The organism is Paraburkholderia sp. BL25I1N1 (assembly GCF_003002025.1).
GTDB lineage: Bacteria > Pseudomonadota > Gammaproteobacteria > Burkholderiales > Burkholderiaceae > Paraburkholderia.
The window spans coordinates 508731-521977 of sequence record NZ_PVZB01000001.1 but is presented as its reverse complement, the minus strand read 5'-3'; the positions used below and the strand labels follow the sequence as shown (position 1 = coordinate 521977).

10 protein-coding genes are annotated in these 13247 nt (G+C 61.1%); 1 reads left to right on the top strand and 9 read right to left on the bottom strand.

Annotated elements, in window-relative coordinates; all coding sequences use genetic code 11:
• Positions 1-135 precede the first annotated feature (135 nt).
• On the top strand, positions 136-1311 hold the full coding sequence (locus B0G73_RS02330; RefSeq protein ID WP_106277723.1) for a glycosyltransferase: 1176 nt from the start codon (positions 136-138) through the stop codon (positions 1309-1311).
• 22 nt (positions 1312-1333) lie between these two features.
• On the opposite strand, the gene B0G73_RS02325 is transcribed toward B0G73_RS02330, so the two are convergent.
• The 9 genes from B0G73_RS02325 to B0G73_RS02285 all read right to left on the bottom strand — a co-directional run bounded on the left by B0G73_RS02325 (position 1334) and on the right by B0G73_RS02285 (position 12922).
• Complete coding sequence (locus B0G73_RS02325) at positions 1334-2266, bottom strand: hypothetical protein (protein WP_241974777.1); 933 nt, start codon at positions 2264-2266, stop codon at positions 1334-1336.
• 109 nt (positions 2267-2375) lie between these two features.
• Entirely contained in the window at positions 2376-3113 is a 738-nt protein-coding gene (locus tag B0G73_RS02320) for a DUF2334 domain-containing protein (RefSeq protein ID WP_106277479.1), read from the bottom strand.
• 38 nt (positions 3114-3151) lie between these two features.
• Positions 3152-4342 (bottom strand): glycosyltransferase family 4 protein, encoded by a 1191-nt coding sequence (locus B0G73_RS02315; protein ID WP_106277477.1) that lies wholly within the window; start codon positions 4340-4342, stop codon positions 3152-3154.
• A 70-nt stretch (positions 4343-4412) separates the two neighbouring features.
• A complete protein-coding gene (locus B0G73_RS02310) occupies positions 4413-5537 on the bottom strand; it encodes a glycosyltransferase family 4 protein (RefSeq protein WP_106277475.1) in 1125 nt (374 codons plus the stop codon).
• Positions 5538-5589: 52 nt separating this feature from the next.
• Positions 5590-6750 carry a glycosyltransferase family 4 protein gene (locus B0G73_RS02305; RefSeq protein ID WP_106277473.1) on the bottom strand — a complete coding sequence of 387 codons (1161 nt, stop codon included), beginning with the start codon at positions 6748-6750 and terminating at the stop codon, positions 5590-5592.
• Entirely contained in the window at positions 6747-8114 is a 1368-nt protein-coding gene (gene murJ, locus B0G73_RS02300) for a murein biosynthesis integral membrane protein MurJ (RefSeq protein ID WP_106277471.1), read from the bottom strand. Before murJ ends, B0G73_RS02305 begins: the two co-directional genes overlap by 4 nt.
• 85 nt (positions 8115-8199) lie before the next feature.
• Positions 8200-9231: an SDR family oxidoreductase gene (locus B0G73_RS02295; protein WP_106277469.1), complete on the bottom strand. Its 1032-nt coding sequence runs from the start codon at positions 9229-9231 to the stop codon at positions 8200-8202.
• A 77-nt stretch (positions 9232-9308) separates the two neighbouring features.
• The gene (gene tviB, locus B0G73_RS02290) at positions 9309-10586 is read right to left on the bottom strand and encodes a Vi polysaccharide biosynthesis UDP-N-acetylglucosamine C-6 dehydrogenase TviB (protein ID WP_106277467.1); all 1278 of its coding nucleotides are present in this window, start codon (positions 10584-10586) and stop codon (positions 9309-9311) included.
• A gap of 92 nt (positions 10587-10678) precedes the next feature.
• Positions 10679-12922 (bottom strand): polysaccharide biosynthesis tyrosine autokinase, encoded by a 2244-nt coding sequence (locus B0G73_RS02285; protein ID WP_106277465.1) that lies wholly within the window; start codon positions 12920-12922, stop codon positions 10679-10681.
• Positions 12923-13247: the final 325 nt, after the last annotated feature.

The window sequence follows — 13247 nt, the reverse complement described above, 5'->3', positions numbered from 1 at the left end:
GACGGCTCGATCACTTAGCCTTCCATTATCCTTTCGTGATGACGGATATCGATCCGTGAAAGACACACGACACAGGCGGACCGGATTGAAATAGCAGCGGTTCTACGTCACCGAATGCCGTACCGTGCAAACAAAATGAAAATTGTCCATATTATTTCGGGATTGGGGGTAGGTGGTGCCGAAACGTTGCTTCTGAACCTAGTTTCGGAGTCCCGCACCGCCGGAGAGACGCACGTCGTCATCTCCCTGTCCGCCATCGACAAGATGGCCGACCGTCTGCGCGCGGCGGGTGCTGAAGTCAAGTTTCTGGGAATGCGGTCTGGCGTTCCGAATCCGCTACTCCTGATTCGACTGGCAAGGTGGATCGTCGAAGCGCGCCCCGATGTCGTCCAGACCTGGATGTATCACGCGGATATTTTCGGCGGCGTGGCGGTGTTGCTGGCGCGGCTGATGTTCCGCCTCAGCAGGCAGCGCCATCGCTTCGTGCTCGTGTGGGGCATTCACCGGACCGAAGTGCCCACGCCCAAAGTCGGGCGCGTTCTGAATACGCTTGCGCGAATGGGCGCGGCGACCTCGAACCGTTTGCCGGATTCGGTCATTTGCTGCGCCAACGCGTCGTTCAGAACTCACGTCGAATACGGCTACGAGCGCACGAAGATGCGGGTGATTCATAACGGCTTCGATGTCCGCAAGTTCGTGCCGGACGCCACCGCAAGGACTGCGCTGCTCAATGAGCTCGGCCTGCCGCCGGCTTCCATATTGATCGGAATCGTGGGACGCTCCAATCCCGCCAAGGATTACGATAACTTTCTGCGCGCGGCCGCGATGCTTCATCAGCGTGTGCCGGAATGTCATTTCGTCATGGTCGGCAAGGACGTCGACGCCAGCAACAAGGCGCTCGCACGCACGATGAACGAGCTTGGCCTGGGCGGCGTCTGTCACTTGCTGGGCGCCCGGAATGACCTGCATCGAATCATGCCGGCGTTCGACATGCTATGCCTCTCATCCCGAACGGAAGGCTTGCCCACGGTTGTGGGCGAAGCGATGGCATGCAGCGTTCCATGCGTGGTCACGGACGTGGGCGATACCGGTCAACTGGTCGGCGACACCGGTCTGGTTGTTCCGCCGCGCGATCCCGTCAGTTTGTCGGACGCGCTCGAGCAGATGGCGACATTGAGCCTGGAGCAACGCAAGATACTGGGACGGCTGGCGCGCGAGCGGATCGTCGAGTCCTTTTCGATTACGGTGTGCTGGCAACAGTACCGGGACATGTACACGACATTGCTACGCGCCAAAGGTGTGACGCGTTGAGCGTCGCACCTCTCGCAAGCGGCTAGCGGACGATGGTGGGATTCGTGATATCGATCTTCGGCCCGGCACGGTCGTAGTCGGCGCTGACAAAGGCGTCTCGCCTCGGACGAATCCACGTCGGCGAATTGCTCGTGATATAGCCGGTGACCACGCTGCCTTTCATCTTCAATCCGGATACGCTGAAGGCCGCTTCCCTGCTGTCTTCGTCCTTGTGTCCGCTGATCACGACGCTGACGTTCTTTTCCCGGCTGCCCGGCAGTGCCTCCAGATAGACCAGAATGCCGAACTGGCAGTGCCGCGTGGTCGGATTCACAATCCGGATGTTTTCCACGATGTCCGTGTTTGCGTTCGGCTCGATATCCAGTCCGGCGGAAGGAAGCGTGCCGGCTATGTTTTCCCACACCGGACTGTCGAACAGAATATTCTTGCCGCTGATAATCGACACACCTTGCCGACGGCAACCGGACGCGTAGTGATTCATGACCCGGACGTCGCTCGAATAGGGCAACCCGTTGCCGAAGCTGTTGGCAATATAGATGCCGTCTCCCCAGCAGTTGATCGTGCTGGGCGACAGTATCGTCACATCCGTACTTCCGGCAATGGAAATGCCCATGCCCCACTCTCCACCCTTCACCGTATTCAACTCTTTGCTGCCGTCGAGGCGAGGATTTTCCAGCACCACGTGCCGCACGTCCCAGACACGGATGACCTCGTAGTTTTGCGTGTCGTGCGGAAGCAGTTTGATCGAGGCGCCGGGCGCGAAACGCACGCGGCTGTTGGTGCGCATATGCAGTCCTTCGGCGTCGATCCTGCATGGGCCCGTAATGACGAGCGTCTTGCCGACGGAATTATCGACCGCCTTCTGAAGCGCGGCGCGGTCGTTTGTGGTGCCGTCCGCCTTGACGCCGAACGATCGGTCGATGACCTCGTCGGGCGCGACATGCTTGTTGGTCACGACGTCGGCCACCGCAGCGAGAGGTCGCGTGATCGCACCCACCATGCTGCTGAGAAGAAAAGCATTGACCGCTCTCCGGCTGTTGCGCACTGTGCACCTCATCAAGAGTTCAGCCCCTCAGACGGCGCATGGCGCGCAACGGGGTAGAGGTTAAAAAGCGCATCGCCATCGCGACGCCCGGGACAGGTGTTCTGACGCTCGCAGCCTCTTCAAAGGAAATGAACCGCGAGCGGTTCTTCTTCACGAATCCGACAATCCTGTCGATCTCGGCTTCGCTGAGCGTATTGACATGCAGGCAGATGGAATACACGCCGAAACCAAAATGCAGCGGCGTTGCGAACAACTGCGGCACCGCAGTCAGGGCGCCGAATTTGTACGGATAGACGCCGCTGCCGTCCGTCAAATATTTGAAGTCGAGATCGGCCAGCGCGCGGAGCGTCGCTTCATCGAACGAATGGGAAGGCGCCATGAATACCGGCTGCCAAACACCCTGTTGCTGAAGGATCGTCTTTCCCGCCTGCAACTTGGCGAATTGCTCCTCGTAGGAGAGACCGGCCAGCTCCGATTTACTGCCGAGACGCAACAGCCCAGGGTGCTCGGTGACGTACTGGTGGGTGTAGCCGTGCTGCGCGATGCTCCAGCCCCGATCGACCCAACCGCGGACCGTGTCCCAGAACGCGTCTCGCGCCGGCTCGACGACGAGCGTTTGATCAAGACAGTTCGGCACGACGCCGACGAGCAGCGGCAGGTCCTGGTCCATGGAAAGCTCATCGAAGGGATCGAATCGCGACCACGCCATTTCCGGAGTGATGTCATCGAAGCGCAATATGAATTTCGGAACGACCATGGCCACTCAATCTCCTTCAGGATGTTTCGCTGACACCGTCAAATCTGCCGCTCGCGCTGACTCGCCACGACGACTTCGCGAGGCGCCGGGTCGAGCAATTCGCTATACACGCGCAACGTCTTGCTGATCACAATCGACTCGTCGAATTCACTCAGCGCCTTGGCTTGAGCCGCCAGGCCGAGTTTCCGGCAAAGCTTGCGATCGTCGTCGAGCAGGCGAATTGCGTCGGCCAGCGCCGCGGCATCGCGCACCGGAATGAGCAAGCCGTCTTCTCCCGTCGCGCTGACGACTTCACGGCAGCCGGGGACATCGGTGGTGATCAGCGGCAACGCGCACGCGGCCGCTTCGATCAGCGTCTTGGGCAAGCCCTCCCGATAACTCGGCAGCACCACGACGTCCACTTCGGAGAGCAGCTTCGGCATATCGCTGACATGGCCCAACCACGTGAGAAGCCCGTCGTTAGCCCAGCCTTCGACGAGTTCGCGGGGAACGGAGGCGGGATTGCCATCGTCGGGGGAGCCGGCGAGAAGAAACCGCACCGAGCGGTTTTCATCTCTCAGCGCCCGGGCCGCCTCCACGTATTCGGCAATCCCTTTGTCCCACAACAGGCGAGCAGCCAGCACGACCCGCAACGGAGCCTGCGTGTCCTCATCGGTCTGCGGCCGGGCTGAGAAACGCGAACAGTTCACGCCCGAGCCCTTGATCAGCTGTATGGAGCGGTCGTCGACAATTCTCGCCCGTTTGAAAATCGCGACGTCGTCGGGATTCTGCAGAATCAGCGCATTGCGCCGGCCGTTAAGCGCGGAGCGCATTAGTTGGCGCACGATAGGCCGCAGCACGCGGGCTTTCAAATCGCGGCTCGTGAAGACGTAGCCCATGCCCGCCACGGCGTTGATCCGCGCGGGCACGCCGGCAAGCTTGCTCGCGAGCGAGCCGTACACGGCGCTCTTGATCGTGAATCCGTGGACGAGGTCGGGCTTTTCGCGGCGGAGAAACCGGACAATCCATGCGAGCACACCGACTTCGCGCAACGGATTGAGACTGCGGCGATTCATCGGCACGGCGTGCCAACTGAAACCGAGTGCCTGCAGCTTCGGTCCGAATTCTCCCGGCGGCGACAGCAGGACCACTTCATATCCGTCTTGCCGCAGTCTCTGCGCCAGCGAGAGCCGGAAGTTGTACAGATACCAGTCGGTATTGGCAAAGAGAACTACTTTACGTCCGTTCATGTCCGCTCCTGAATCTCTGAGCTGTGTGTAAATACGGCAGATCGCGACCGCAACCATGCCGTTGGGTTATTCAGTGCGTCGACTCAGCAGCCTTGGCACGCGCCCCAACCCGTTCGAACAACTGGTCCCAGATTTGCAATACCGCCTTCAACGAATAGCGTTCCCGTACCGAGACGGCGGCCTTTCTGCCCAGTTCGGCGCGCAACGGGTCGTCCGAAATCAGCCGGCGTAACGCGGCAGCCATGGAGTTCGCGTCGCCTGGCGGAATGAGCAGGCCGTCCTCGCCGTTGCGCGTCAATTGCCGCGGTCCGCTAGGGCAGTCGAACGACACGACGGGCAGTCCAAGCGCCATGCCTTCCATCAGCGCCATGGGCAAACCTTCGTGGCTCGACGACATCGCAAAGACCTGTCCCTTGGCCAGCTCGCTCCACGGGGTCAGCGTGCGTCCCGGCAGGAAAATCCGCTCGCCCATGCACAGTTGCTCAATCTGAGCCTCCAGCGCCGCGCGCTCCGGTCCTTCGCCCCAGATCCACAAGTCCCAATCAGGCCACTCGTGGGCGAGCAGTGCAAAGGCGCGGATCAGCAAATCGAACTGCTTCGTGCTGTTGAGCCGTCCCAGCGAAATGACGCGTTTGCGTGGCGTGGCCGGTTGCCGTTGCTGGAGGAACAGTCCATCGGGCAGCGGATTGGGCATCACCGCGATGTCCTTCATGCCCGGCACGACTTTCCTGAACGGCGCGACCACGTCGTCCGTCAGCAGAGTCAGCAGATCGGCCTTCGGATAGACAAACCGGCACAGCAGTCGCCATAACAACGAACGGTTATCGGCAAGAGGATTCGTATGCTCGCTCACGATGATGGGAATGCCGAGCCCGCGCGACGCGAGAATCGTCGCGACATTCACGTTCGTCAGGAACGACACGATCACGTCCGCCCTGCTTTCGCGCATGAGGGCACGCAAGGCCGCCATGCGCTGGATAAAGTTGAGCGGTCCGCGGCCGCGCCGCTTCACCAGGTCAGCCAGGTACACGAACTTCACGGCCGGTGAAACGGGGTAGTTGCAGGCGCCGCGGCCGGAATACGTGGCGACGAGCGTGACCGAGTCGCCGCGCTCGACCCATGCGTTGACAAGCGTCGCGGCGACGCTCTCGGCACCGCCATCCTGCATCGCGCTAATGAACAAGACGATATTCATGAACGGTCCGGATTCGGCCCATGTGATTGATGGAATGCAAAGCGCCCGGTACTCATTCCGTCACCCGTACGGAAGGACGCTCGACGAGGCCCGAAGGTTTCGCGCCGGTTTGCGTGAACACGTCGCGCCACATGGAGAACACCCTCGCTACCGAGAAGCGATCGACGACAGCACGCGCGCGCGACGCCATCAGCGCGCGGGTCTCGTCGTCTTTCATCAGGATCGACAAGGCATCGGCGAGTGCCTGTGGATCGCCGACCTGACGAACCAGCAGGCCGTCGTGGCCGTGCGTGATGATGTCGCCAGGGCCGGCGTCGCAGTCGAAGCTCACCACCGCGCAGCCGCTTGCCATCGCCTCGACGATCGTCATCGAGAAGCCTTCGAAGCGCGAGCTCAGCACGTAAAGGTCCGCACGCTCGTACCAGTCGGGCATATTGCCGACCTGACCCGGCAGCAGCACGCGATCGCCCAAGCCCGCCGCCGCTATTCGTGCAGTGAGTGCGCGCCGGTCATCGCCGTCGCCGAGAATGACGAGATCCCACGCGGGGAAATCGCTCGCGATCCGGCCGAAGGAATCGATCAGGATATCGAAGCCCTTCTGTTCGGCCATCCGTCCCGCCGCGAGCAATACGCGACGCTGTGCGCCCACGACTGCCTGCGGCGATACGAGCGGTTCCACAACGGGAATCGGCAGCGAGATCGAATTTGGAATGACGGTGACCCTTTTGCAATGGCAGTGCTCCTGCAGCCATAGCCTGCTTTTCTCCGTCAACGCGACCACCTTGTCCGCGAACGGGTAAGTCCAGCGGCGCAGGCATTCCCAGAACCTGCCTTCGAACAGCATCGGCGGATGAATATGCTCGGTTGCGATCACCTTGCACGGCAAGCCGAGGCCGGCCAGGATCGCCAGAATCGACGGCCTCGTCTCGATGCCGAGCACCACGTCCGGGCGCACCTTTTTGAGCACGCGCCGCAATGCCAGCATCCGCCGCGCATTCGCGAAGACCGCGCTGGCCGGGCCGTTAGTGGCGCCCGCGAGATCGAGCGTTATGCGCTTGACCGAGTCGCGCAGCGAATAAAAGTCGCTCGCGGTAGAGGTCAGCGTCACGACACAGACTTCCTGACCTTGTGCCGCCCATTCGGTCGACAGGTTCATGGCCACGCGTTCCGCGCCGCCGTAATGCAGTGAATGGATGAACAGCAGAATCTTCATAGCGGACCTGCCTTTTTATTCTCTAATGATCCGTGTGACAGCGTGAGAGACAGATAGCAAACGAACGAACTGGCGCCCATGACACCGGTTGCAAGGACAACCCCCGTAATGCCGAGCCAACGAATCAGGAAAAAATTCGCGACTGCCTTTACTGCAAAGTTCACGACCGCGATCAAAGCCATTGCCTTGAAGCGACCTTGGCTCGCGAAAAGCTGCACCAGCACCAGCACCGAGAAATAGAAAGGAATCTGAATCAATCCCCAGCGAAACAGGCTGGACACCGCCAGCGTATCGGCTGCGCTAAAGGCGCCGCGCTGAAATAGCAGCTTCACGACGAACGGCGCGAGAAGCCACGCCGCCACCACCACCACGCCGCTGATCGCCAGCATGAACAGCGACCACTTTAGCGCGATGCTTCGGGCACGAACGTTATCTCCTGCACTCAACAGCTCGGATAAAACCGGCAAGGTCGCCCGGCTGATCGCCACCGCACCCATGCTGACCAGCAGGCCGAGCACGCGGCTCGCATAACCGAGCGTCGCGATGTTGCCGTCGCCGAGACCGGCCACGAAATACTGATCCAGCGGCGTGGCCAGACTCATGACGAGCTGGCCGATCATGAACACACCGACCGCGCGGTACATGTGCGGCCACTGCGGTGAGCTGAGAGAGAAGCTGAGCCGCGCGCGGATCTGATCGGCGCGCCCGGAGAGCACGCCCAATAGCACTGCCTGGAGGATGAAGCCGAGCGTGCTGCCCCAGATCAACGGCGCCGGCGAGCTTGCATCGTGCCAGACGAGCACGAAGCCCAGCAGCACGAGTGCCGGCACGCACTCCAGCAGCGTGTTGACGTGCTTTTCGCGCGCCTGCAGGCGGGCCGCATAGACGCAGATCGTCAGCATGACGATGCCGACCGGCGCCATGCCGAGCATCATCCTGCGCGACATCACGCGGGTTTCTTCCGACAGGTTGCGCGCCATCAGGTCCAGCGCATACGGCCAGGAGAAGTAGAGAAGGACCGCGAACGCCACGCCGACGGCTATCGCCATCACGTCGAGTTCGCCGAGAAACTTCGCCTGCTCCTGTTTGGGCCTCGAACGCAGCTCGACCAGCGCCGGCACGAGCACGACGCTCAGCACCGCGACGAACGTGGCCGGCAGCCAGGTGATCAGCGTGAGCGTGAGCTGATAGGCATCGACGACATTGCTGATGCCATAGCGATACGCGATCGCCATTTCCTTGAGCGCGCCCGCCGATTTGCCGATGAGCGCGAACATGGAAACCCAGACCGCACTGCGTGCGATCCGGCTATGGTCAGGGTGAATCTGCGCAAGACGGTTTCGCCAACCTGCGATCTGAGACATTGACGTTACCGCCTTAAAAGAATCGGCGCGCCGCGCATGAGCCTGTCATGCCGAGTGGGCCGGTGAACTTGGGCGACTGAAGGCATTACCGTTTCGATACGAATTCGATGTACCAGGGCATCGCTCTGGACAAGCCTTCGACGAAGGGGATTCTGTTTTCATAGCCCAGAAGCCGTTCGGCCTTCTCGACATTGGCCTGTGAATGCCTGACATCGCCGGCGCGAAACGGGCCGAACACCGGACGCCTGTCGCAGCGCACGCCGTTGTCGGAAAGCACGACCCGCAAGCCGTCGTAGAGCTGGATCAAGGTCGTGCGATCGCCGACGGCAACGTTGTACACCTCGTTCCTGGCCGGCTCGTCCGACATCGCCGCGAGGATGTTCGCCTGCACCACGTTGTCGACGAAGCAGAAGTCCCGGCTGGTTTCGCCGTCGCCATTGATCAGGACGTCGTCGCCGGCAATCAGCGCCGCCGTCCATTTGGGAATGACCGCGGCATACGCCCCGTCCGGATCCTGGCGCTTTCCGAATGCATTGAAGTAGCGCAGGCCGATCGTCTTGAAGCCGTACGCACGAGCAAACACCGACGCGTACAGTTCATTAGCGTACTTGGTGACGGCGTACGGCGAAAGCGGCTGGCCGATCTGGTCTTCGACTTTCGGCAAGCCTGGATGGTCGCCATACGTCGAGCTCGACGCGGCATACGTGAAGCTCGACACCTGCGCATCGCGCGCGGCCACCAGCATATTGAGGAAGCCGCTGATGTTCACCTCGTGGGTCGCGATCGGGTCGGCCACCGAACGCGGAACCGAACCCAGCGCCGCCTCGTGCAGCACGTGATCGACGCCATGAACGGCGCTCACGCAGTCTTCCAGCCGGCGGATATCGCCTTCAATGAACCTGAAGCGCTTCCATTGCTCCGGCGAAACGACGGAGCGTACTTCGTCGAGATTGCGCTGGTAGCCGGTGGAAAAGTTGTCGAGTCCGACCACGGACTGATCGAGCTTGAGCAGCGCCTCCAGCAGATTCGAGCCGATGAAACCGGCCACGCCGGTAATCAGCCACTGCTGCGGGCGCCCGGCGAGTTGTTGCCGTATTGTGTCGTAGCGATCTGGCATCAGTGCCTCCGGATCAGATGAGGAAGCCATCACGTCGTGATGGCGTTGCGTGCGATGTGCGCGGCATCTGGCATGGGTTAGAGACGCAGATCGCTGGCCTCGGGAGGCAGCAGGTATTTCAGGTCGTACAGCACATGCTCAGGCTTACCGAAGACGCGAATGGCTTCCACGCCCAATTCCAGGAACCGGCTGTGCGCGACGGCCAGGATCGTCGCGTCGTAGACACCTTTGGCGGGATGCTCGATCGGGTCCAGGTTGTGTTCGCGACGGGCGTCTTCCTTCGAGACCCATGGATCGTAGACATCGACTTCAACGCCGTACTCGCGCAACTCGGCAACAATGTCGACGACCTTGGTGTTGCGCAGGTCCGGACAATTTTCCTTGAAGGTCAGCCCCATGATCAGCACGCGGGCCCCGGAGACGCCGATCTGCCGCTTGGTCAACGCCTTCACGAGTTGCGACGCGACATACCCGCCCATGCTGTCGTTCAGACGCCGGCCGGCGAGGATGATCTCCGGGTGATAGCCGATCGCCTGCGCCTTGTGCGTCAGGTAATACGGATCGACGCCGATGCAATGCCCGCCCACCAGACCCGGCCTGAATGGCAGGAAGTTCCATTTGGTTCCGGCTGCCAGCAAGACCGACTCCGTGTCGATTCCCATCTTGTTGAAGATGATCGACAGTTCGTTGATCAGCGCGATGTTGACGTCGCGCTGCGTGTTCTCGATGACCTTGGCCGCCTCGGCGACGCGAATGCTGCTCGCCTTGTGCGTTCCCGCGACGATAATCTCGCGATACAGCTGATCGACGAGTTCGGCGGTTTCCGGTGTCGATCCCGAAGTGACTTTGCGGATATCCGTCACGCGGTGCGCCTTGTCGCCCGGATTGATGCGCTCCGGACTGTAGCCGACAAAGAAATCCACGTTGAATTTCAGCCCCGAGACCCGCTCGAGAACCGGCACGCACTCTTCTTCCGTCGCACCCGGATAGACGGTCGATTCGTAGATGACCACGTCGTTCTTTTTCAGCACGCTGCCGATGGTTTCGCTGGCGCCGATCAAGGGCCTGAGATCGGGCCGCTTGTAGTCGTCGATCGGCGTCGGAACGGTTGCGATGAACACGTTGCAGGCTTTCAACTCCTGCACGTCGGACGTGAACGTCATGCCCGTGGCAGCGGCCAGTTCTTCATTGCAGACTTCGAGTGTGACGTCCCGTCCTTCACGCAGCGCCGAGATGCGGGCGCCGTTGATGTCGAAACCCACTACCGGGCGATGCTTGCTGAACTCCACCGCAAGCGGCAAGCCGACATAGCCCAGACCGATCACGGCGAGTTTCAGCTCGTTTATCGAATGCATGATTCTTGCTCCCCTTTATTATGGATTCGCGTCTTTGTCCGAACCCCGGGCACGACTCAGCAGGACTGAATCTTTGCCCGGGGCTACGCGCGTTATTTCGCGACCGAATCGGAGTAGTAGGCGTCGTATGCGTAGGCGCCGTACCGGCGCGACTGGGCGTAGTTGCCGCGGCTCACCTTGAATCCGTTCAGCAGAATGCCTTCGACTTTCGAACCGGTTTGCGCCAGACGCTTGACCGATTCCGAGATCTCTCCAGCACGCGTATCGGCGAAACGCGCGACCATGAAGATCGAATCGGCGACCGGCGCCATGGTCACCGTGTCGGACACGGCGAGAATGGCGGGCGCGTCGAGCAGCACAATGTCGTACTGTTCCGAAGCGGCGCGAATGGTTGCCCTGAAATTGGCGCTCAACAGCAGTTCGGCCGGGTCGTGCGGATACTCGCCGCACTGCAGGACGTCGAGATTCGGCAGAACGTCCTTGTGCACGGTATCTTCGAGCGAACGTTCGCCCGTGATCAGATCGGCCAGCCCCGCGCCGCGTTGCAAGCCGAAGTACTGGTTCAGATGGCCGCGACGCAAGTCGCCGTCCACCAGCAGCACACGCTTGCCGCCCGAGGCGAGCAAGGTGCCGAGATTGGCCGACAGGAACGACTTGCCGATACCCGGCAGCGGCCCCGCGAGCATCACCACGTTGTTGCGCTCGCCGTTCAGCGCGAATTGCAGTGCTGCCCGCATCGTGCGCAGAGCTTCGACAGCCGGGTCCATCGGGTAGCGGAAAGCCAGAGCCAGTTTCTCGGGGCCGCGGATCGCCATTTTCTGCGTCAGTTGCTCCTGCTGGGCACTGACCGGAATCGTCGCGTACACAGTCAGGCCGGTGCGCGATTCCAGCTCTTCCGGATCGGCTTCGCCCTTGAACAGGTAGTCACGCAGGAAGGCCAGCCCGATAGCGACGAACAGCCCCAGCACCGCGGCGATCAGCAGCACGAGGGTTTTTGCCGGTTTGACCGGCCGCTCGGGGACGTCCGCGGTATCCAGCAACTGCACCGAAGCGGATTGACCGGCTTTGACCAGCCGCAGGGTGTCGATGTTGCTGCGCAACGCCGCGTACATGTCCGAAGTCATGCGCATGTCGCGCATCAGGCGCAGCGCGCCTTGCTCCGCCGACGGCATGGACTTGACGCGTGCCGCGAGACTCTCGACGTACTTGTTGGTGCTGGCGATCTGCTGATCGATCGCCACCACGCTCGGGTGCTCGGCGGTCAGGTGAGCCGTGAGGTCCTGGCGCTGACGCTTCAGGTCATAGAGGCGCGAGTCCGCTTCAGTAGCCTGGCGCAGGATGAGCCGGCTTTCCTCGTCGGCATCCAGCAGGCCGTGACTGTTGCGATAGGTGTTGTAGGCTTCTTCCGCCTGCTCCATCTGGCGCTTCGCACCGGGCAGCTGCTGCTCGAGGTAGTTCAGCGACTTCTCGGCGTTGGCACCCTTCTGATTCACGTTCTGACGCACATACACCGCGCCGATATCGTTGAGGATGTTGGTCACGAGAACCGGGTCGCGGCCTTCCAGCATGACGCCCAGCACATTCGACTTGTTGCCTTGCTCGTCGATCTGCAGGCCCTTTTGCAGTTGTTCCAGGGCTTGCTGACGCGAGTGTCGCGTGAGCTTGAACTCCGCCCCGCTCTCGCCGTCGATCTTGCTCACGAGCAGATTGACCGGCCCGTGGCTGGTTTCGAATTGCTCGTCGACGCCCACGTGTCCGGTGACCGGCTGCTCCAGGCCCGGCCCGCGCAACTGGTACTGGCCGCCGGTCAATGCGGTGACGGTGTACGGGTTGCCTTCCTGCTTCCTCGGCACTTCGAACGTCGTCACGCTGATCGATTCGTCACCCCAGACGAAGCCGCCCCAGCCGAAGATTCCAGGCGTCATGCGTGTGTCGGTGTGCCGCGCGATCAGGCCGCCGAGCACCGGCAGGCGCTTCGGCTCGGCGTCGATGTAGAGCTTGAGGTAATCCACCGTCTGCATGGCGATGGCTTTCGACCTCAGGATCTGCATTTCGCTTTCCGCCGAGGACTTCTCCTGGAACAGCGACGACGCATTGCGCACCAGGTCCTTGGAATCCGGCAGTGCGGTTGGCGAATTGTCCTCCACCCTGATCGAAATACTGGCTCGATAGATGGGCGTCGCACAAAACGCGTACAGCGCGCCCACCAGAATGAATGCCATTGTTATAGCGACAATCATTTTTCGGTGATTAATCAACGTATCGATGATCGATCCAGGATCGAATTCGTCGTTACGTTCGGATAATCCCTCTGACGCTTGATATTTGAGTTTCATGGGCACGTCTCGTCACGTGGTTTTATTTGACCGCCAGGAAGCGGATTCGAACGAGGGAAATGTGCGATTAACGGTATTGGTCCTTTCCCTGACGCAACAGTACGGCACAGGCTGCACCAAGTATGCGCGGTAGTGCACACAAAAAATCCCGGACTTTATTCGCTATAAGCGACTTGCAAAGGGCCGCGGGAAGCGGGAAAAGGATTTTTTTAAATAAGGGAAAACCACAAAATGTCCGACCAGACGGGTTCGTGTTTTCACGCAAGGCGCAGAAGGATCGCCACGCCGGATTGCGCGATCGGCTGCGGGCGCGGATGGTGGCCTC

Excerpts from the sequence above, each read along its gene's own strand:
- B0G73_RS02330 (WP_106277723.1), top strand. The coding sequence starts at position 136 with ATGAAAATTGTCCATATTATTTCGGGATTGGGGGTAGGTGGTGCCGAA.
- B0G73_RS02320 (WP_106277479.1), bottom strand. The coding sequence starts at position 3,113 with ATGGTCGTTCCGAAATTCATATTGCGCTTCGATGACATCACTCCGGAA.
- B0G73_RS02315 (WP_106277477.1), bottom strand. The coding sequence starts at position 4,342 with ATGAACGGACGTAAAGTAGTTCTCTTTGCCAATACCGACTGGTATCTG.
- B0G73_RS02310 (WP_106277475.1), bottom strand. The coding sequence starts at position 5,537 with ATGAATATCGTCTTGTTCATTAGCGCGATGCAGGATGGCGGTGCCGAG.
- B0G73_RS02305 (WP_106277473.1), bottom strand. The coding sequence starts at position 6,750 with ATGAAGATTCTGCTGTTCATCCATTCACTGCATTACGGCGGCGCGGAA.
- murJ (WP_106277471.1), bottom strand. The coding sequence starts at position 8,114 with ATGTCTCAGATCGCAGGTTGGCGAAACCGTCTTGCGCAGATTCACCCT.
- B0G73_RS02295 (WP_106277469.1), bottom strand. The coding sequence starts at position 9,231 with ATGCCAGATCGCTACGACACAATACGGCAACAACTCGCCGGGCGCCCG.
- tviB (WP_106277467.1), bottom strand. The coding sequence starts at position 10,586 with ATGCATTCGATAAACGAGCTGAAACTCGCCGTGATCGGTCTGGGCTAT.
- B0G73_RS02285 (WP_106277465.1), bottom strand. The coding sequence starts at position 12,922 with ATGAAACTCAAATATCAAGCGTCAGAGGGATTATCCGAACGTAACGAC.